General features: G+C 37.3%; 22 protein-coding genes. 11 read left to right on the forward strand and 11 right to left on the reverse strand.

The features are described 5' to 3' along the window. The first annotated feature begins 2 nt into the window (after positions 1-2). From ACW0JX_RS24290 to ACW0JX_RS24300, 3 genes are all read left to right on the forward strand, one after another. Positions 3-1115: a cysteine protease StiP family protein gene (locus ACW0JX_RS24290; RefSeq protein WP_459245147.1), complete on the forward strand. Its 1113-nt coding sequence runs from the start codon at positions 3-5 to the stop codon at positions 1113-1115. Then, the gene (locus ACW0JX_RS24295) at positions 1112-1927 is read left to right on the forward strand and encodes an HAD family hydrolase (protein WP_065229514.1); all 816 of its coding nucleotides are present in this window, start codon (positions 1112-1114) and stop codon (positions 1925-1927) included. Before ACW0JX_RS24290 ends, ACW0JX_RS24295 begins: the two co-directional genes overlap by 4 nt. A gap of 555 nt (positions 1928-2482) precedes the next feature. Further along, positions 2483-3064 (forward strand): NAD(P)H-dependent oxidoreductase, encoded by a 582-nt coding sequence (locus tag ACW0JX_RS24300; protein ID WP_459245148.1) that lies wholly within the window; start codon positions 2483-2485, stop codon positions 3062-3064. Between the two features lie 188 nt (positions 3065-3252). On the opposite strand, the gene ACW0JX_RS24305 is transcribed toward ACW0JX_RS24300, so the two are convergent. The 3 genes from ACW0JX_RS24305 to ACW0JX_RS24315 form a co-directional block, all read right to left on the reverse strand. Continuing rightward, positions 3253-4017 carry a TIGR01457 family HAD-type hydrolase gene (locus ACW0JX_RS24305; protein WP_000276470.1) on the reverse strand — a complete coding sequence of 255 codons (765 nt, stop codon included), beginning with the start codon at positions 4015-4017 and terminating at the stop codon, positions 3253-3255. A 109-nt stretch (positions 4018-4126) separates the two neighbouring features. Continuing rightward, positions 4127-4759 (reverse strand): helix-turn-helix transcriptional regulator, encoded by a 633-nt coding sequence (locus ACW0JX_RS24310; protein WP_089171931.1) that lies wholly within the window; start codon positions 4757-4759, stop codon positions 4127-4129. 80 nt (positions 4760-4839) lie between these two features. Beyond that, complete coding sequence (locus tag ACW0JX_RS24315) at positions 4840-5280, reverse strand: DUF86 domain-containing protein (RefSeq protein ID WP_000274010.1); 441 nt, start codon at positions 5278-5280, stop codon at positions 4840-4842. A gap of 147 nt (positions 5281-5427) precedes the next feature. Here ACW0JX_RS24315 and glpX point away from each other — a divergent pair, with 147 nt between their 5' ends. From glpX to ACW0JX_RS24330, 3 genes are all read left to right on the forward strand, one after another. Next, positions 5428-6399 (forward strand): class II fructose-bisphosphatase, encoded by a 972-nt coding sequence (gene glpX / locus ACW0JX_RS24320; protein WP_000439090.1) that lies wholly within the window; start codon positions 5428-5430, stop codon positions 6397-6399. Between the two features lie 16 nt (positions 6400-6415). Next, entirely contained in the window at positions 6416-6682 is a 267-nt protein-coding gene (locus ACW0JX_RS24325; protein ID WP_000392611.1) for a DUF3055 domain-containing protein, read from the forward strand. A 373-nt stretch (positions 6683-7055) separates the two neighbouring features. Further along, entirely contained in the window at positions 7056-7553 is a 498-nt protein-coding gene (locus ACW0JX_RS24330) for a cytoplasmic protein (RefSeq protein ID WP_459245149.1), read from the forward strand. A 45-nt stretch (positions 7554-7598) separates the two neighbouring features. On the opposite strand, the gene ACW0JX_RS24335 is transcribed toward ACW0JX_RS24330, so the two are convergent. Beyond that, the gene (locus tag ACW0JX_RS24335) at positions 7599-7910 is read right to left on the reverse strand and encodes a YutD family protein (protein WP_000970508.1); all 312 of its coding nucleotides are present in this window, start codon (positions 7908-7910) and stop codon (positions 7599-7601) included. Between the two features lie 115 nt (positions 7911-8025). Here ACW0JX_RS24335 and ACW0JX_RS24340 point away from each other — a divergent pair, with 115 nt between their 5' ends. Beyond that, positions 8026-8604, forward strand: coding sequence for a YhcN/YlaJ family sporulation lipoprotein (locus tag ACW0JX_RS24340; RefSeq protein ID WP_459245150.1), 579 nt, complete (start codon positions 8026-8028; stop codon positions 8602-8604). 34 nt (positions 8605-8638) lie between these two features. On the opposite strand, the gene ACW0JX_RS24345 is transcribed toward ACW0JX_RS24340, so the two are convergent. Continuing rightward, positions 8639-9373: a MerR family transcriptional regulator gene (locus ACW0JX_RS24345; RefSeq protein ID WP_000178775.1), complete on the reverse strand. Its 735-nt coding sequence runs from the start codon at positions 9371-9373 to the stop codon at positions 8639-8641. A 100-nt stretch (positions 9374-9473) separates the two neighbouring features. On the opposite strand from ACW0JX_RS24345, the gene ACW0JX_RS24350 reads away from it, so the two are divergent. Further along, entirely contained in the window at positions 9474-10289 is an 816-nt protein-coding gene (locus ACW0JX_RS24350) for a YhfC family intramembrane metalloprotease (RefSeq protein ID WP_016079840.1), read from the forward strand. A gap of 25 nt (positions 10290-10314) precedes the next feature. Here the strand turns inward: ACW0JX_RS24350 and ACW0JX_RS24355 are convergent, their stop codons facing one another. Beyond that, complete coding sequence (locus ACW0JX_RS24355) at positions 10315-10746, reverse strand: hypothetical protein (RefSeq protein ID WP_089171936.1); 432 nt, start codon at positions 10744-10746, stop codon at positions 10315-10317. A 133-nt stretch (positions 10747-10879) separates the two neighbouring features. Here ACW0JX_RS24355 and ACW0JX_RS24360 point away from each other — a divergent pair, with 133 nt between their 5' ends. Both ACW0JX_RS24360 and ACW0JX_RS24365 read left to right on the forward strand, forming a co-directional pair. Further along, positions 10880-11434: a histidine phosphatase family protein gene (locus tag ACW0JX_RS24360; RefSeq protein WP_459245151.1), complete on the forward strand. Its 555-nt coding sequence runs from the start codon at positions 10880-10882 to the stop codon at positions 11432-11434. 74 nt (positions 11435-11508) lie between these two features. Further along, a complete protein-coding gene (locus tag ACW0JX_RS24365; RefSeq protein WP_000272751.1) occupies positions 11509-11988 on the forward strand; it encodes a YbaK/EbsC family protein in 480 nt (159 codons plus the stop codon). 20 nt (positions 11989-12008) lie between these two features. Here the strand turns inward: ACW0JX_RS24365 and lipA are convergent, their stop codons facing one another. Continuing rightward, positions 12009-12905 (reverse strand): lipoyl synthase, encoded by an 897-nt coding sequence (gene lipA, locus ACW0JX_RS24370; RefSeq protein WP_000166367.1) that lies wholly within the window; start codon positions 12903-12905, stop codon positions 12009-12011. A gap of 189 nt (positions 12906-13094) precedes the next feature. Between lipA and ACW0JX_RS24375 the strand changes: the two genes are divergently transcribed. Then, complete coding sequence (locus ACW0JX_RS24375) at positions 13095-14078, forward strand: M23 family metallopeptidase (RefSeq protein WP_459245152.1); 984 nt, start codon at positions 13095-13097, stop codon at positions 14076-14078. Between the two features lie 73 nt (positions 14079-14151). Here ACW0JX_RS24375 and yunB read toward each other — a convergent pair whose 3' ends face one another. From yunB to sufB, 4 genes are all read right to left on the reverse strand, one after another. Then, positions 14152-14883, reverse strand: coding sequence for a sporulation protein YunB (yunB, locus tag ACW0JX_RS24380; RefSeq protein ID WP_459245153.1), 732 nt, complete (start codon positions 14881-14883; stop codon positions 14152-14154). A 54-nt stretch (positions 14884-14937) separates the two neighbouring features. After that, positions 14938-15240, reverse strand: coding sequence for a YunC family protein (locus ACW0JX_RS24385; RefSeq protein WP_000248467.1), 303 nt, complete (start codon positions 15238-15240; stop codon positions 14938-14940). Positions 15241-15305: 65 nt separating this feature from the next. Next, positions 15306-16721: a bifunctional metallophosphatase/5'-nucleotidase gene (locus ACW0JX_RS24390; RefSeq protein WP_210738624.1), complete on the reverse strand. Its 1416-nt coding sequence runs from the start codon at positions 16719-16721 to the stop codon at positions 15306-15308. Between the two features lie 525 nt (positions 16722-17246). After that, on the reverse strand, positions 17247-18644 hold the full coding sequence (sufB, locus tag ACW0JX_RS24395) for a Fe-S cluster assembly protein SufB (RefSeq protein WP_001118824.1): 1398 nt from the start codon (positions 18642-18644) through the stop codon (positions 17247-17249). Between the last annotated feature and the right edge of the window lie 12 nt (positions 18645-18656).

Consider the following 18656-nt stretch of genomic DNA (forward strand, 5'->3'; position numbering starts at 1 on the left):
TTATGGTAAAAGTAAATTCTCATATTAGTAGTTACAATCCAAATGATGCTATTTTTCTATTAAAAGATATTAGTGATTTAATGAAAGAAAGTTCCACGGAAACTAGAGAACAAGCAATTCAAGCTGGCACACATTATTCCGAAATGTTACCAATGGAATATAAACCATCTAAAGCGTATATGGATTTATTCTTTTCTTCCCTGCAACAATACAAACACAAACTAGCCATCGCTGTTGGAGTTGTAGCCGAACAGATTATACAAACTAAAGGAACTAACCTTGTCCTCATTTCATTAGCTCGTGCTGGTACACCTATTGGCATTCTTATCAAACGCTACATACGCTATCAATACAATCTTGATGTACCTCACTATTGTATTTCTATTGTTCGCGGACGCGGTATTGATGAAAATGCACTCCATTATATTTTGGAACATCACCCTAAAGAAACAATTCAATTCATTGATGGGTGGACTGGAAAAGGTGCAATAAAAAAAGAATTAGAATATGCAGTACACACATTTAACGAACGAAATAATACACACATTTCTCATTGTATGGCTGTGCTTGCTGATCCCGGTTACTGTACTTCAATTTACGGTACACGTGAAGATTTTCTTATTCCTAGCGCTTGCTTAAATGCAACAGTCTCTGGACTAATTAGCCGCACTGTACTAAATGACACCTATATCGGTCCAAAAGATTTTCATGGTGTTAAATATTATAAAGAGCTAGAGCAAGAAGATTTATCAAATTTCTTCGTTGATGAGGTAACAGATTTATTCCCTTCTGTTCATTCTCATATAGATAATCAATTACGTTATATTACTTCAACTTACACTGATCCCTCTTGGCAAGGATTAAAAGATATACAGTCTATCCAAAATCACTTTGAAATTGACGATATTAACTTAATTAAACCAGGAGTCGGTGAAACAACTCGTGTATTACTCCGGAGAATACCGTGGAAAATTTTAATACGGAAGCAAAGCAATCCCGATTTAAAGCATATTTTACTTCTCGCTAAAGAAAAGAATATCCCTATTGAACTCTATGAGAATATGGCTTATTCATGTTGCGGGCTCATTAAGCCTCTTAGGAAGGAAACAATATGATTTTCGCCAGTGATCTTGATCAAACGCTTATTTATTCCCGGAAATCGTTTCGTGCACCTATAGAAGATGAATCAATTCAACTCATTGAAACTTTAGATGGAAAAGAAATTTCTTTTATATCACATAAAACCATTTCACTACTAAAAAAATTACAACTGCACTCACATTTCATCCCAGTTACAACAAGAACTATTGAGCAGTTTCAGCGGATTGCTTTATTCCAAGACGAAATCATTCCCGAATACGTCATTACAAGTAATGGCGGTAATATCCTTCATAACGGGAAACAAGATGGTACTTGGAACAGGACAGTAAAAGAAAGACTATCGGTTGAATGTATAGAGAGAAACGACATACTAAAGGAATTTGGACAAATAGCTCATAAAGATTGGGTTATATCACAAAAAACAGCCGATGATCTATTCCATTATTGCATTATTAAACGGGAGAACATTCCTTATGATGAATTATCATCTTTCACTTCCTGGTTAGACAAACAAGGCTGGAATCATTCACTTCAAGGTAGAAAGCTATACTTTGTACCAAAACCAATTAATAAATGGGACGCCGTGCAATATATAAAAGAAATTTTGCAAATAGATACGATTATTACAGCTGGGGATTCTTTACTTGATTTATGCATGCTTGAAAAGGCGAACCATGCCTTCGCACCACTTCATGGTGAGTTAGGGGCAATGCATGATAACTTACAACCCCATATTTTAAAAACAGACGCAATCGGCATATATGCCGCAGAAGAAATCGTAAATAAGTCACTTCAAATTATTCACAGTTCATTACCTACCTCATGATCATAATATGCACAATTGCATACGCACCGCGATTAAACAGATGGTACAATTTATTTGAATCGCTGTTGCTACACTTCTTGATTAAAGAAAAGGCGTTAACACGGAAATTAGCGTCTTATCAACCTCAAGCAATTGGCACATTTTGTCATCTTAAAAGACACTCGAACGAGTGTCTTTTTTTCTATATCCAACAAGGACTTACTCATTTCAAAGTATAAATACATAAAATAATGTAAATCATTACACGCATGAATCACTTTCTAAAAGTTATAAAGTAGATTCAAAATAAAAAAGCACTCTTAACTAGAGTGCTTTTTACTTTCAAACAAGGAGGCTACATATATGGATAGTACTCTCGTATTTAACTTTGGCATTGGTATTGTTATCATTTTATTCGTCTTCTTTGTACTTTGTATGAGCGGGGTATAAAAAGGCGATTTTCGAGCGTCTTTTTATACATACATATGTATTACTTGACTTCTATAAAAGTAGTAACCATAATAGTTACAGATATATAAATAGCTATTCACATATCCACAAATAGGAGGAAGAACAATGAAACATGTAATCGTTTATGCACACCCAAATACAGAAAGCTTCAACCATGCGATTTTAGAAACGGTAAAACGTGAATTAGAAGAAAAAGGTCATGAATTACGCGTTCGCGATCTATACGAATTAAACTTCAATCCAGTATTAGGCGCTTCCGATTTCATCTCATTTTCTCAAGGAAATACACCAGAAGATATTAAAGAAGAGCAAGAGCATATCTCTTGGGCGGATAGCATTACATTTATTTATCCAGTTTGGTGGGCGGGACTTCCTGCTATTTTAAAAGGATACGTTGACCGTGTATTTAGCCACGGATTCGCTTATGCTTACGGTGAAAACGGTATTGAAAAGTTATTACGCGGTAAAAAAGGATTATTATTATCTACAATGGGCAATACGAAAGAAGCATACACAGCAGGCGGCATGTTTGACGCAATGAAGAAAACAGCGGATGTTGGTATTTTTGAATTCACAGGTATTGAAACACTTGAGCATACATTCTATACAAGTGTCCCTTCTGTGGATGATAGTGTGCGTAAGCAATATCTTGAAGAAGTGAAAGACGTTGTGAATCGTGCATTCTAATAAAATTATATCAGCGATTTTTTTAATATATCAGCGCAACTCAGATTATATCAGCGATTTTCTAAATATATCGGCGTAACTCAGATTATATCGGCGATTTTTCAAATATATCGACTTACCGACAAAAATCGACACTAGTCACAACGAAATAAAAAAAGCTGTTCCAAAGTTTGGAACAGCTTTTTTCATTACATCTTCTCAATCCACTCCGTCAAGTTATGCACAACTTGCGTCGGTTGAACTTCGTATTCTGTTAACTTCTCCACAGTTGTGACTCCAGTGTGGACAAGAAGCGTATGCATACCAGCATTTACTCCTGCTAAAATGTCTGTATCATAGTTATCCCCAACCATTAATGCTTCATCTTTTCCTATACCAAGAACTTTTAAAGCTTGTTCCATAATGATTGATTCTGGTTTTCCGATAAAGATTGGATCCACACCTGTCGATACTGCTACAACCGATGTTAATGAACCGTTACCTGGTAATAACCCGCGCTCAGTTGGGATGGCAATATCCCCATTTGTAGAAATAAACGTCGCGCCGTTACGCACAGCAAGACACGCTTTTGCTAATTTTTCATATGTGATGTCACGATCTAAACCCACAACAACGAAATCAGGATTTTCATCCACAAGTTCAAATCCTTTTTCCACAAGTGCATCGTGTAACCCTTCTTCACCAATCATATATACAGTTGCGTCTTGTTTACGTTCATAAATGAAGTTCGCAGTCGCCATACTCGTTGTGAATACTTGCTCTGCTTTCGCTGGAATATCGAAACGAACAAGCTTTTCTGCCACTTGTTCTGGTTTACGCGTTGAGTTATTCGTAACGAATAAATATGGAATGCCGCGCTCTCCTAATGCTTTGACGAAGTCGCTTGCTTCTTCAATTTGTTCTTCTCCGCGATACATCGTACCGTCTAAGTCAATTAAGTAACCTTTATACATCGATTATGTCTCTCCTTCTATGCTAACGTTCTCACCTTATCATACCACTTTTATATTACCCGCTTTTCCAAAAGAAAAAAACGCTTTACCTTAAAGCGCCCCATAACGTTCATTTTTTCTCTTTTATTTGGTAAGAACAACTACAATCGCCCTCGCACATGTTTGCTAGCGTTTTCACATCTGCGTTCGTAAATAAACGCTTATACATCTCTTTTTCATCTTCACATACTTGCGGGAATCTCTCTGCAATTTCTTTTAACGGACAGTTTTGTTTTTCAATTACGAAAGAATTCTCTCCGTCTCTCTTTATTTGAACCATATAACCGTTTCTCTCTTGCATAGCTGCTATCTCTTGCACTTTATATGCTAAATTCTTTTGATTACTTACTCTCTTTTGCAACTGTTCTTCCATTCGCTTCGTTCTCTCTTTTAAAACGTAACGAAGTATTTTTTCATCGCCCATTCGAGCTAAATCTTCTAACATATCAATCGCAAATTGCTTATACTCTTTCGGGAATGTATCTTCTCCCTTTTCACTTAATCCATACAAATAAGTTGGTCTTCCGACATGTTGCCTTACCATCTTAGAATAAATGAGTCCGTCTTTCTCAAGATTACTTAAATGTCTTCTGATTGCCATTTCTGTAATCTCTAAAACGTCAGCTAGTTCCGCTACTGTGTGCTCTCCCTTTACTTTCAACAATTGCACAATCTCGTCTTTCGTAGTACGTGCTTCCCCCATACTTCACCCTTCTCCCTTTTCTTTCTCACATACAATATAAGATCCCCAAAAGGTATTCTCTGGGGATCTTATAAGCATAATTATTCTGGTACAAATGCAGATACAGGTCCTAATTCCTTTTCTAAATAACTGCGAATATTTGCTGGGTACTTTTCCACCACTGCAATATGTTTTTGAATCGTCTTATATAATTCATCATGATTCATTTGAATATAATCTTGCGTAAGCATTTTTCGAAGAAGGATAATTTCTTTCATCCCTTGGCCATCTTCTTCACTTATCACTCGCTCGTCCATTAAAATATCAATAATATCTTCATAGCTTCCTGGATCGCGCATAATAAATCCATCAATCATCGCATTTCCTACATCTAATACAGTATCAATAATAAGATGGGCTATGCGCTCTAATGCGTAAAATTCAAACTCGGTTTCATATATCTTTTTCTCTTGAAATGTACTTGTTGCTCGTTCTAAACATACTAGCATTTGTTCTATTTTCTTTCTGTCTACAAAATACATGAATGTCACCTACCTGGAAATTAAAGCATTTACATTTTAATTGTAACGCTTTCTTCTGAAAAAATCGACAATTTTTCGAATTCACCTTTTCTCCGTTATTTGTTATAGTTATATTTGTATGATTTTTGAAATTGGAGGAATGGAATCTTGGAACGTGAACTCGCACTAGAAATTGTCCGTGTAACAGAAGCAGCAGCCTTAGCATCCGCACAGTGGATGGGCCGCGGAAAGAAAAATGAAGCAGATGATGCAGCAACTACAGCAATGCGTGATATGTTCGATTCAGTAAACATGGCAGGTACAGTTGTAATTGGTGAAGGAGAACTTGATGAAGCACCGATGTTGTATATTGGTGAAGAACTAGGAACAGGTAACGGTCCGGAAGTAGACATCGCCGTTGATCCATTAGAAGGTACAAACATCGTTGCAAAAGGTCTTGCAAATGCAATGGCAGTTATTGCAATCGCAGACAAAGGGAACCTTCTTCATGCTCCTGATATGTACATGGAAAAAATCGCGGTTGGTCCAAAAGCAGCTGGTAAAATTAGCTTAGATGATCCAATTGAAAAAACAATTGAAATTGTAGCAGAAGCTAACAATAAAAAGATTCGTGACCTAACGGTTATCGTTCAAGAACGTGAACGTCATCAAGATATTATTGACCGTGTTCGTGCAAAAGGTGCACGCGTAAAATTATTTGGTGACGGTGATGTTGGTGCGTCAATCGCAACAGCACTACCTGGAACGGGTATCGACTTATTCGTAGGTATTGGCGGAGCTCCAGAAGGTGTTATTTCTGCAGCAGCATTAAAGTGCCTTGAAGGTGAAATGCAAGCTCGCTTAGTTCCAATGAACGAAGAAGAAGAAGCTCGTTGTCGTGAAATGGGATTAGAAGACCCTCGTCAACTTCTTATGTTAGATGACTTAGTATCTGGGGATGATGCAATCTTCTCAGCAACTGGTGTATCTGCTGGTGAGTTATTAGACGGTGTTAAATTCCTTGGCGGAGATTTAGCTGAAACATACTCTATCGTAATGCGTTACAAAACAAGAACAGTACGATTCATTAAAACGCATCACCATTTAGATCATAAACCACACTTAAACTTAGATATTTAATAAAGGAGCCATGTGTATGGAAGAACGTTTCTTTCTGTACGACGACACTGTCGCTACAAAAACTCGTTTCGTTAGCTTTATGGGAGAAAATGAGCGTCACGATTTAGCGCTTTTATACTCCGATCGTCATTACGGTAAAACAATTGTACTTGATATGCAAAGTAATAAATTTGCAATTATCGGTGCTGACGATTTAAACGAACCAGGCTACTTAGAGCACGCATTTTCTATGACTGAAGAAATTGCAGAAGAATTACGCTCATTTTTATTTGAACTTATATAATTTATCGTATGCACCAGCTATTTTAGCTGGTGTTTTTTTGTCTTAATTATTTTGAATTTTCAGTATTACATGTTATAATTAAGAATAAATCTATTTGGATAGAAAGGACGTTATCTACGTATGCCAACATTTACTTTGTAATGGACCAGCAATTGGATAGCATTACTCTCAAAAAAGCACCGTGCTTTTTCAAGGGAGTAGTCTGCCCATTCCCATTACAAAGGAACGTATTGCATCTGTAGTATGATGTTTACGGAGGTTCCTCTTTGGGGAACCTCCTTTTATTTTTGTCTTTTTCTCATGTCTTCATACTACAAGACATCCAAATAGCTGTATTACGTTTCTTTGCCACTACTATAAGAGGTGAAGGAAAATGCAGAAAGTAGAACTTTCTTGGAGTTTATATGAAAATCAGCAACACACAATCGAAAAATATTGTAAAAATTGCGGACGTACTACCCTATTTACTGATACGAATATTCGTAGGCATAACGCCAATGGAAAAAACATATACCGCTTTGCTATTTATAAATGTTCGAAAGATCATACGTGGAATCAAAAACTGCGTATTTATAAATCATTTACTGATCACGTTGAAACAATCGATATGACGCAGCAAGATCAAACGGAAACAAGTACTACTATTTCTATTACGCAACATAAAGAAAGTGGCGTAGCTGAAATCACGATCGTATTAGATATCGTTTTCGGTTCCCACCGCATTGATAAAGCCTTATCCACATATATTTCCGACTGGAGCCGTACACGCATTGTGGATAAAATTAAAAATGGGGATATTCAATTAAATGGACAACAAATGAAACCAAATGCAATACTTTCTGAAGGCGATCATATCTCGATTTGTTTATAAGCGAGAATATGTAAAAAATCCTCTTACAATTGTAAGAGGATTTTTTTATTTCTTCACTTTTCGTAATACGAAGTGTGCACAACCGAAGTTACAGTACTCGTATAAATACTCCGTTAACGTACTAATTTTCGTATCATATGTCGCACGTTGGTTACTATCATCAAAGAATCCTCGCAGTCTAAGTTGCTCATATCCCCAGTCTCCAACGATATAATCATATTTATTTAAAATTTCTGCATAGCGCTCTTTAAATGCTTCTTCACTAAAACCGTCACGAAAGTTTTTAATTACTTCGTACTGAACATTATTAATGCTCACCGTAGCATGAATCTCTTGCTCTTGCTTTTGCTCCATCATTAACTTCCTCTCTAAGCATTCTTCTTTTTATCGTATCACAAAGCATAACAACCAACAATTTCAAATACAAAAAATTGCAAATTAGTACATGCTATGGAGAAGGAGGTGATACATCGTGAAAAAACAAATTTTACTTTCCCTTCTCACTCTTTCCTTATTTGCAGGCTGCCAAACAAATAATAAAGCCGAAATGGAGCGCGAAGAAGGAAGCCGTGTTCTTGTTTCCAATAAAAACGACATGTATCATACAGAAAATACAAATACAAGGCTCACGAGAGTCGGTTATTCATCTAAACAAAAACATGAAGTATCTAACAAACAAGTAGGGGCCATTAATCGCGAGAAGGTCGCTGAAATGATTACAAGCATGACAGTCAAACTTCCTGACGTTACAAACGCTGCTACACTCGTTACTGATGATGAAGTGTTCGTTGTATACCGTGCAAACACAACGGATCCGAAACTTGTAGCAGATCAAGTATATAAAACTGCTTTGTCCATCGTCCCTCGCTATTATAAAGCATATGTATCAACAGACCAAAAGTTGATTTCTCAAATTCAAGGGCTTCAATCTGGCGCATTAAATGATACAGAATATACACAAAGCCTCGATATGTTAAAACGAGAAATGAGTAAAAATTCTCATTTGAACAATACGGGAGATCAGACTTTGAATGATATGATTAAAAAGTAAAACAGGTGGAGAAAATCTCCACCTGTTTTACTTTTTATTTTTTATTACGATCCGCATAAACCTCCATCGCATCACACATAAACTGCGCTAACCCCTCACCAAACTTATCGATATTTTTCGTGAAGCGCTCATCAGCGACGTACATTTGACCGAGTCCTTTAAAAGCATCTAACGAATATTCACCGAAGTTTTGCAAGTAATCGTACCATACTTTAATAGCTGCCTGCGCCTCTTTAGAATCTGGTGCATCGTGTCTAAGCGTTGCTAAATTTCTATAAATAGCATTAAACTCCTCTTGGTTCTCTTTTGACATACCTTTTGCATATTCGTTCGCTTTATCTACAGCTGCATCTCCCCATTTTTCACGTGCTTCTTCTTCATATGGGTTATGGCTGAAATCGAATCCTTCAAATTTCTCTTTATTCGTCATTTCAATCTCTCCTTTTGTATGCTGAATTGTTTTATCAATCGTCGCAATCACCTTATCTAATCTGGCACGCTTTTCAAGAAGCATCTTCTTATGAAGCTGTAGTGCCTCTTCGCGATCAAATGATGGACTCATGATAATCTCTTTAATTTTCTTCAAAGGGAAGCCAAGCTCTTTAAAAAACAAAATTTGCTGCAATGTCTCTAAATTTTCATTGGAATACAGACGATATCCAGACTCTGTCGTCTCATCTGGGGTTAACAACCCAATTTCATCGTAATGATGCAGTGTGCGCACACTAATTCCAACTAAATCAGCTACTTCTTTTACTCTCATTGTCATTTGTATCTCCCCCTTAGTACATACGATAAAGTATGACGCAACGTTAGAGTCAATAAGTAAATTCATTTTCTTTCTAAAAGTTTCATCTCTCCCCTATTTCATGCATAATAGATATGTACATATATTAGAAAGCGGTGAAAGTATGGTTTCAAATACTGTAATTGCCAGCATCATTTTTCAACTCATTGTCTCGATTCTGGTCCCAATTATCGTACTCGTTTATTTCCGTAAAAAATATAATATTAATTGGAAAGTGGTCGGCGTTGGTGTTCTTATCTTTATCGGATTCACCCAAATTCTTGAAACACCATTCCACCTATTTATGCGCGGTAATCCAACAATCGCTCCATTTTTAGAAAATCCGTTTGTCTTCGCAATTTATGGCGGATTGACTGCTGGTATTTTTGAAGAATTAGGACGCTTCGTTGCCTTCTTCTTCTTACTAAAAAAATATCTAGAATATAAAGATGGCTTCGCTTATGGAATTGGTCACGGCGGAATTGAATCTATTTTAATTGGCGGTTTTTCTGCATTACAAGCATTAATTTTTGCTAATTCTATTAACGATGGTAGCTTCGCTCGACTGATTGAACAAAAACCCGAGCTCAGCATTTTACAGGACATGCTAATTCAGCAACCTGCCTACTTATACTTCCTTGGTAGCTTAGAAAGAATTATGGCACTCGTGCTTCAAATCGCCTTTACAATGCTTGTTTTATACGCAGTAAAACAGAAGAAATACATCTTCCTAGTATACGCTATACTATTCCACGCATTTGTAGACTTTTTCGCGGCACTTTACCAAACAAAAACAATCAACATCTTCGTTGCCGAAGGAATTACACTTCTGTGTACAATTGGCGCTGTCGTTCTTATTCGCAAAATGAAAGAGAAATTAATGAGTGTACCGGAGTAAAAAATAAACCACCAAAATTGGTGGTTTATTTTTTATATGGATGATAACTTTTGCCCTCTTGCAGCTCCCTCTTTGTTTCTGCATCTATAACGATATATTTATGAAACTCTCCTACTTCATTTTGAATAAAAGAAGCGAAAAAGTATACTTGGCGATCAGAGTGAACAAAAAAATCTTGAAGTACCACTCTACTTCGACAACCGACAGCTGTTTTTTGTAGGAAAGAAAATTCTTCATCAGGCACTTCTTTAAATAAGATTTTTTTCCGAACACTATATGCTGCATTTTTGTATTCTTTATAGATCTTCTTATCTAACTGTTTATAAAAAACATCCTCACTCACAAATGACTTATTTTGATTGCTTGGATAATTTAGTTTTCGGTTGGATTCTGCATATGTTGTGGACAATTGCGCAAGAAAACAAATAATAAATACGATACATATCATTTTTTTCATCATTGCACCTCAATTTTTTATTATCCACATTACTTTTCCACATATTTAAATCCATATGCTGTTTCCAATAAAAAGGAATTATTTCCACATTTGTCGAAGTATATAGCGTCAACTTGAAAGATGGGGATGAATTATGAAGAAAATTATTTTAATACGACATTGTTCAGCAACTGGGCAAGAATGTGATGCTGAATTAACGACCGATGGAAAAGACCAAGCAAATACCCTTGCTACATTCCTCTTAGAAAATACTCTACAAATCGATCATATTATTTCAAGCCCATTTGTCCGAGCTATCGATTCCATTCGGCCCTATGCGCTCCAAGCTAACTTATCTATCCAAGAAGATGAACGATTAACTGAACGCATATTGAGCAACGTTCCAATGGATGATTGGATGCAAAAACTAGAATCCACTTTTACAAACATAGATATTGCCTTCTTAGGCGGAGAGTCAACAAAACAAGCAACAGACCGTGCCATATCGCTTATTCAAGACGTTTTACAATTAAACCATACGACAACACTACTTGTTATACATGGCAATTTACTTACGCTCATTTTAAAGCATTTTGATCATACGATTGGTTTTAATGAATGGAGAAATTTAACGAATCCTGATATTTACGAAATTACAATCGACGAACAATGTATCATAACACGCTTATGGGAAGCATCGTCCAAGTAATATCCCTTTCCAAAACATTCAGTTGACGCCACGAGAAGAGACTGTTCTAACAATAGAAAGGGGTATCATTTCATATGTACGAAGACGTACTTGCTTTACTACATAAAACAAATGTTTCTTATGAAAAGTTCGAACACGAACCGGTACTCGATTATGAGACAGATCGGATTGTACGTGAAAGACTTGGCTTACAAGGTACTCCAAGTAAAAGCTTATTTTTAAAATCAACATCTGGAAATTTTTATGTGTTTTTTACGTTAGAAGGAAATCGGCTTAATCGCGGAGAGATGAAAGAAATAACGGGAGAACGCTTATCGCTCTGTTCTCCTGATGAACTAAGAATGGAAACTGGCTGTACTCCAGGATGTGTAGCTCCTTTTGGTTATTCACAAGAAGTAACAATTATTGTGGACAGTTCCGTTTATACGTACGATAAAATTTTAATTACACCTGGTGTACCTGAATTTACAATTGAATTATCCACAGAAGAATTAAAAAAGATTTTATTAACATGTACAAATACCGTTTTAGAGTACAAACAAAAAGAGAGCTGATCGTTAGCTCTCTTTTTTCATTATTTAGCTTCTGCTGTTTTTTCTTTTGCAGAACGTACTTGCTCGTCCGCATGGTAAGAAGAACGCACAAGCGGGCCAGCTTCACAGTGGCTAAATCCTTTGCTAAGTGCAATTTCTTTAAGCTCTGCAAATTCTGCTGGTGGATAATATTTAATAACTGGTAAATGCTTCTTAGATGGTTGTAGATATTGTCCAAGAGTTAAAATATCCACATTGTTTGCACGTAAGTCATCCATTGCTTCAATTAAATCTTCTCTTGTTTCACCTAAGCCGACCATAATGCTCGATTTAGTTGGAATATCAGGCTGCATTTCTTTTGCTCGACGTAAAAACTCTAATGAACGGTCATACTTTGCTCTAGCGCGAACTCGGTTAGATAATCGACGTACTGTTTCAATGTTATGGTTTAAAATATCTGGTTTTGCATCCATTAACATTTTTAAGTTTTCTTCTACCCCAGCCATATCAGATGGTAATACTTCGATAGACGTGAATGGGTTTTTGCGACGTACTGCTCGTACTGTTTCAGCAAAAACAGCTGCTCCGCCGTCCTTTAAATCATCACGTGCAACCGCTGTTATAACAACGTGCTTTAAGCCCATTTGTACTACTGAATCTGCTACGCGTTCTGGTTCTTGTAAATCAAGCTCAGTTGGTAAGCCTGTTTTAACCGCACAAAAACGACAAGCACGTGTACAAACCGCACCTAAAATCATAAATGTTGCTGTTTTTCTTACAGCCCAGCATTCATGAATATTCGGACATTTTGCCTCTTCACAAACGGTATGAAGATTCTTAGAACGCATCATTTTCTTTAAGCCTGTATAGTTTTCATTCGTGTTTAACTTAATTTTCAACCATTCGGGCTTGCGCTTATATTCTGTTTGTTTTGTCATGGTTATCAACTCCGCACAATATGAAATAGTTTACCGTGTTCGCTTCTTTCAATGTAACATATCTATTCTAACGTATGAAAGCGATTTGCTCAAATGAAGATTCTAAGATTTTTTCCAATCGTTCCCTATAATGAAATACTCCGTATATCCCACACTAAAAAGAGTGATGTTGTGAAAGGAGTCTATTTCATGCTTCGAAAAATTTCTCTTTTGCTTTCTATTTGTTTTCTTCTCCACCAAAACATCGCTTACGGTGAAGATAATCAGCAAAGCATATACGAAAAGCGCATGGCACTATATAAAGAAACCGAGCAGTCTTCAGGCATTCCATGGTATTACTTAGCTGCAATGGATCAATATGAAAGAAATATACGGAGCGTAAGAAAAGATATTCCAAAAAAACCAGATGCCATCATTTCCCTTTATTTCAAACCAGAAATATGGGCTGGACCTGTTAATAGTAACGATACTCTCCCCCATACAATTTCTCTATTTGGCGGAATAGGTTTAGATGGTGACAAAGATGGATTTGCAAATGCAAATAGCGACCGTGATCTTCTGCATACCGCAGCGACTATTTTAAGGAAACAAGGAACGTCAGAAGACCGTATTAAAATTATGCTTTGGGAATATTATAGACGTGCAAAAACAGTTGATTTAATTAGCGAGTACGCCCAAATTTATAAACATTATGGACGTATTAATTTAGAAGGAAATGCTTTTCCTCTTCCGATTCGTAGTGACCATAGCTACCGTAGTACTTTCGGCGCTGGAAGAAGTTTTGGCGGAAGACGAATTCATGAAGGAACCGATATTTTCGCCAGATATGGCGTGCCAGTAAGATCGACTTGCTATGGCATTATTGAAACAAAAGGCTGGAACCGCCTTGGTGGATGGCGCATTGGTATTCGTGACCTTCATAACAATTACCATTATTACGCTCATTTAGGCGGGTTCTCAAAAGAAATACAGCTTGGACAAATTGTTGAGCCAGGAAAAGTAATTGGATTTGTTGGTAGCACTGGTTATGGACCTCCTGGTACAGCCGGAAAATTCCCACCCCACTTACATTTTGGCATATATAAAGACAATGGCTATACAGAATGGGCCTTCGATCCATACATGCATTTAAGCCTTTGGGAACGCAAAGAACGAGCAAATACTAAAAGATAACCGTAGCTGCATTGCTACGGTTATTTTTTATCCAGTAAAAGCCCGGCTCAGCCGAGTTTCACTTTATATGCAACTAACTATCTGTTTTCTTTTTATCAGGTACAGCAACACTTCCGCTTCCATAATACGTAGGCACTTCCCCTTGAACGATACGCGTCGCAATCGGAACATTTTGTTTCACAGTTATCTCTTTCATATGAAATGGAATAATTACTTGCAATGTTACTTCCATTTCCATAACAATTTGAATCGCTGTAGTATTAATTCCATGCGGCTCAATTTTTTGTTTAATATCTGTATTCACATGCCCAATTGGCGTGAAATGAATCGGAATATCTGGTCCTATATTACCAAGAAGTGCATTATCAGTTACACGTCCAAAAGGAACTGCCATAGTCGCCCCGTTTTTTTCAGAAATACCTAGCTCCTTCAACTTCCCTTGTTCTACTTGTTGCAAATATTTTTCTATGTACGTGGTCGTTGACGTTACGATTTCATTTACTTGCTTCGTATTTAAATTAATTGTGGATACTTTTCCGTTTTTATCATTCTGTACTTTCATTAATGAATCGACATCGAATCCTTCATTAATTCTATCCTTTACCGCCTTCGTCATAATTGCTGTCGCCATTTTATGTGTCTCTACTTCCCCATATTTAATTAAGGTCGGCTGAATACTATTATTCACAATCCACAACCCTTGCGTAAGTAATATAACAAAAAGAATAAACGACATAAGCAGTATATACCGAAAGGCAATAGGTCCCCTTCGAAACCGCGAGTTTTTCGAGCGAAATATACTCATAAAAAAACCTCCTTCTTATATCATTTCTATGCAAGAAGGAGGGACGATATATGCTTATCTCATTTTTAATAATGCTTCTTTTCCAATCGTTCCTACTGGAATGCCTAACGCTTCAGCTCCAGTCGTTACCGATTCTAGTGGCGCTTCAAGAAGTTGTTCAATCGTTCTTACACCAACCGCACGGCCAGCAATAATTCCTCGATCACCTAATTTCTCATTTAAAAGACCTACATCTAATGCACCACACATAATATATCCTTTATCGCTCATTACAGCTAGCAAATTCGTCTTTGGAAGTTTCACGCTAACCGCAATAAACGTATAATTATCAATTATAATTGGCTCCACATTAACCATAGTTCACACTCCTCTCTTTCTTATCTGTATGACAAGAGAAAAATGAGTGTTACAAGTTAACTAGCCTATAGTTTAACGGAAGTTGTATGAGTTATTAACATATCCGTTAACACATCTCTAAGTAGTTCTGGCATATAATATTGTTTGCCAGAAAGTGTGGATAGCTCTGGGTATAAGTATCCAAACGTAAACATATCGATTGTTCCTACCGTATATATACGGTCTAACTCCAGCGATTCGCCGTTAATCAATACATCTTCTAATAAAATTTTATTGCCAGGAATCGTATCTGGAATGACTTCTACACCAGCATAAATCATTTTCCCCATCACTTTCCCCCGAAATCCGAATCCTTTCACCTCAAGATTCTCCATGTTCGGTTTACGTGCTTTCAAAATAACTTCTCTTAATATCTTTCCTGGAACTTTCAAAGCACACGGATTAATTGGATGTGGACAAATTCTGTGAATATCTCCGCGCGTTACAACACCCTCTTCTAGCCCTTCAAGAAGTACACCGGCGTTCACCATGCCAATCTCTGCATCGCACCATGTTTTCAGCGCACTTGCTAACATATGAGAAAACGGCGTCTCCTGAAACCAATCAACCAGTAATGACTCTTTTAAATGAACGACAGGCTCTGCCATTATATGATTACTTTCTTCCTGCAGTATTTCAATTGTGGATAACGGCTCGCTATAAGCACCTAACCGTTCCGTCTTAATCGCTCTACCGTCTTTTTTCAACAGCTTCTTCGTCTCTTTATCCACAGTAAGCTGAACGTGGCCAACGTAACGTCCCCACTTTTCACAACAGCAAAGTAAAGTATTGTTCAGTAGAACACCACGCTCAAATAAATGATGCGTATGTGCACCTAAAATAACATCTATATCATAATGCTCTGCCATATACTCATCCATACTTTTTCCAAGGTGAGATAGGACAACGGTAATATGCGCCTCATCTTTCACTTCTTCTAAAATAGACTCTAAATGGATAAGCGGATCTTCAATATGCCAATCGAGCATATGATAAAACTCTGGATAAGCTACCGTTAATCCGATAAAAGCAATGATAATCCCATCTGTCGTCGTATGTAATTTATAAGGCTTCGCCCACGCTGGACGTACCCCTTCTTTTTCAAATAAATTCGCAACGAGCACCTCAAATCCAGCATCATCATATAGACGATTCAAATGCTCCTTCGCTAACGTAATGCCTTCATTATTTCCGATCGTTACATAATCATATAACGCCTCATTTAAAAGCTTCGTATTCCCAAGGCCATTTGTCGCTTCCGAAATACTATGAAAACGATCCACATGATCACCGATATCAACCGTCAAAACAGTCTCTCCCGCTTCCTGTCTTCGCTTTTTCTCCCCTAGAACAAACCGAGAAATTTGCGGCCAATTTTCAAAATGACTATGTATATCGTTTGTATGATAAAGGTGGATGATTGTTTCTTTATTTGTATTCAGAGAAAAAACCTCCTCTCAGTTCCTTACTGCCATTTACGCTATGCGCACACAATAATCCTGTAAATACTTTTCGTCTTTTCTTGCTATTTTACATTGTACTCGCATTGTGAGAAAAAGCAAAAGATTGTCCTTTTCATATGAGAAACTTTTGCTAATGCAGGAAAGAATTCCAGATAGTGGAGGGAGGGGTGGATTTGTCAAAAAGTTTAATAGAGAATTCAGTGGGTGGTTGTTCAAGTGGATTTGTCAGTATCTTTGTCTTAAACCTAGTCGTTCTCTGTTCTTATAAAATGTTTGGGGTATGTGAGGATTTTCTTTTGTCTTATCTTGTCGACAAATCGATATTCCTTGTCGAAACGTTGATATATTGAAATAATCGTTGATATATTCCCGTTTATGATTGATATATTTGAAAAATCGTTGATATATTTAGCTGAACACCCACCCGGGTATCCTCTCCCAAGCCAAGACAAATCCGCAAAACAAAAAAGCGCCCTGCACAGCAGGGCGCTTCTACTTTATCTATTAACCAATAGAACCTTCCATCTCAAACTTGATTAGGCGGTTCATTTCAACTGCGTATTCCATTGGAAGTTCGCGAGTGAATGGCTCGATGAAGCCCATTACGATCATTTCTGTAGCTTCTTGCTCAGAAATACCGCGGCTCATTAGGTAGAATAATTGTTCTTCTGATACTTTCGATACTTTCGCTTCGTGCTCAAGTGAAACGTAATCGTTTTTGATTTCGTTGTAAGGAATTGTATCAGATGTAGATTGGTTATCCATGATTAACGTGTCACACTCGATGTTAGAGCGAGAGTTTTTCGCTTTTGGTCCGAAGTGTACGATACCACGGTAAGTTACTTTACCACCATGCTTCGCAATCGATTTAGAAACGATTGTTGAAGACGTGTTTGGTGCTAAGTGAATCATTTTCGCACCAGCATCTTGGTGTTGGCCTTTACCAGCAATCGCGATTGATAATGTTAAACCACGAGCGCCTTCGCCTTTTAAGATAACTGCTGGGTATTTCATTGTTAATTTAGAACCGATGTTACCGTCAATCCATTCCATCGTTGCGTTTTCTTCACAAACCGCACGTTTTGTAACTAGGTTGTATACGTTGTTCGCCCAGTTTTGGATTGTTGTATAACGGCAATACGCATCTTTTTTAATGATGATTTCTACTACCGCACTGTGAAGTGAGTTAGTAGTGTAAACAGGTGCTGTACAACCTTCTACGTAGTGTACGTGTGCGCCTTCGTCTACGATGATAAGCGTACGCTCGAATTGTCCCATATTTTCAGAGTTAATACGGAAATACGCTTGAAGTGGTGTATCAACTTTAATACCTTTTGGAACGTAGATGAATGATCCACCAGACCAAACTGCAGAGTTTAATGCAGAGAATTTGTTGTCTGTTGGTGGGATTACTTTTCCGAAATGCTCACGGAAAATATCTTCGTTCTCTTTTAATGCGCTATCTGTATCTTTGAAGACGATTCCTAGAGCTTCTAGGTCTTCTTTCATGTTGTGGTATACAACTTCAGATTCGTACTGTGCAGATACACCAGCTAAATATTTTTGCTCAGCTTCTGGAATACCTAATTTATCAAATGTTGCTTTAATTTCATCAGGTACTTCATCCCAAGACTTCTCAGATTTCTCAGATGGTTTTACGTAGTACGTAATTTCATCGAAATCTAAGTCGTTTAAGTCGCCGCCCCATTGTGGCATTGGCATTTCATAGAACTTATCCAGTGATTTTAAACGGAAGTCTAACATCCACTGTGGTTCTTCTTTCATACGTGAAATCTCTTCAACGATCTCTTTTGTTAAACCGCGTCCAGCACGGAAAATCGAAACGTCTTTGTCTTTGAAACCATATTTGTAATCGCCGATATCTGGCAGTTGCTTCGCCATGTTGGTGTGTCC

This window comes from Bacillus sp. C-3-6 (assembly GCF_054509685.1).

Excerpts from the sequence above, each read along its gene's own strand:
- ACW0JX_RS24365 (WP_000272751.1), top strand. The coding sequence starts at position 11,509 with ATGTACGAAGACGTACTTGCTTTACTACATAAAACAAATGTTTCTTAT.
- ACW0JX_RS24300 (WP_459245148.1), top strand. The coding sequence starts at position 2,483 with ATGAAACATGTAATCGTTTATGCACACCCAAATACAGAAAGCTTCAAC.
- ACW0JX_RS24375 (WP_459245152.1), top strand. The coding sequence starts at position 13,095 with ATGCTTCGAAAAATTTCTCTTTTGCTTTCTATTTGTTTTCTTCTCCAC.
- ACW0JX_RS24345 (WP_000178775.1), bottom strand. The coding sequence starts at position 9,373 with ATGACAATGAGAGTAAAAGAAGTAGCTGATTTAGTTGGAATTAGTGTG.
- ACW0JX_RS24335 (WP_000970508.1), bottom strand. The coding sequence starts at position 7,910 with ATGATGGAGCAAAAGCAAGAGCAAGAGATTCATGCTACGGTGAGCATT.
- ACW0JX_RS24330 (WP_459245149.1), top strand. The coding sequence starts at position 7,056 with ATGCAGAAAGTAGAACTTTCTTGGAGTTTATATGAAAATCAGCAACAC.
- ACW0JX_RS24290 (WP_459245147.1), top strand. The coding sequence starts at position 3 with ATGGTAAAAGTAAATTCTCATATTAGTAGTTACAATCCAAATGATGCT.
- ACW0JX_RS24325 (WP_000392611.1), top strand. The coding sequence starts at position 6,416 with ATGGAAGAACGTTTCTTTCTGTACGACGACACTGTCGCTACAAAAACT.
- ACW0JX_RS24315 (WP_000274010.1), bottom strand. The coding sequence starts at position 5,280 with ATGTATTTTGTAGACAGAAAGAAAATAGAACAAATGCTAGTATGTTTA.
- ACW0JX_RS24360 (WP_459245151.1), top strand. The coding sequence starts at position 10,880 with ATGAAGAAAATTATTTTAATACGACATTGTTCAGCAACTGGGCAAGAA.
- sufB (WP_001118824.1), bottom strand. The coding sequence starts at position 18,644 with ATGGCGAAGCAACTGCCAGATATCGGCGATTACAAATATGGTTTCAAA.
- yunB (WP_459245153.1), bottom strand. The coding sequence starts at position 14,883 with ATGAGTATATTTCGCTCGAAAAACTCGCGGTTTCGAAGGGGACCTATT.
- ACW0JX_RS24295 (WP_065229514.1), top strand. The coding sequence starts at position 1,112 with ATGATTTTCGCCAGTGATCTTGATCAAACGCTTATTTATTCCCGGAAA.
- ACW0JX_RS24355 (WP_089171936.1), bottom strand. The coding sequence starts at position 10,746 with ATGAAAAAAATGATATGTATCGTATTTATTATTTGTTTTCTTGCGCAA.
- ACW0JX_RS24310 (WP_089171931.1), bottom strand. The coding sequence starts at position 4,759 with ATGGGGGAAGCACGTACTACGAAAGACGAGATTGTGCAATTGTTGAAA.
- ACW0JX_RS24305 (WP_000276470.1), bottom strand. The coding sequence starts at position 4,017 with ATGTATAAAGGTTACTTAATTGACTTAGACGGTACGATGTATCGCGGA.
- ACW0JX_RS24385 (WP_000248467.1), bottom strand. The coding sequence starts at position 15,240 with ATGGTTAATGTGGAGCCAATTATAATTGATAATTATACGTTTATTGCG.
- lipA (WP_000166367.1), bottom strand. The coding sequence starts at position 12,905 with ATGACAAAACAAACAGAATATAAGCGCAAGCCCGAATGGTTGAAAATT.
- ACW0JX_RS24350 (WP_016079840.1), top strand. The coding sequence starts at position 9,474 with ATGCATAATAGATATGTACATATATTAGAAAGCGGTGAAAGTATGGTT.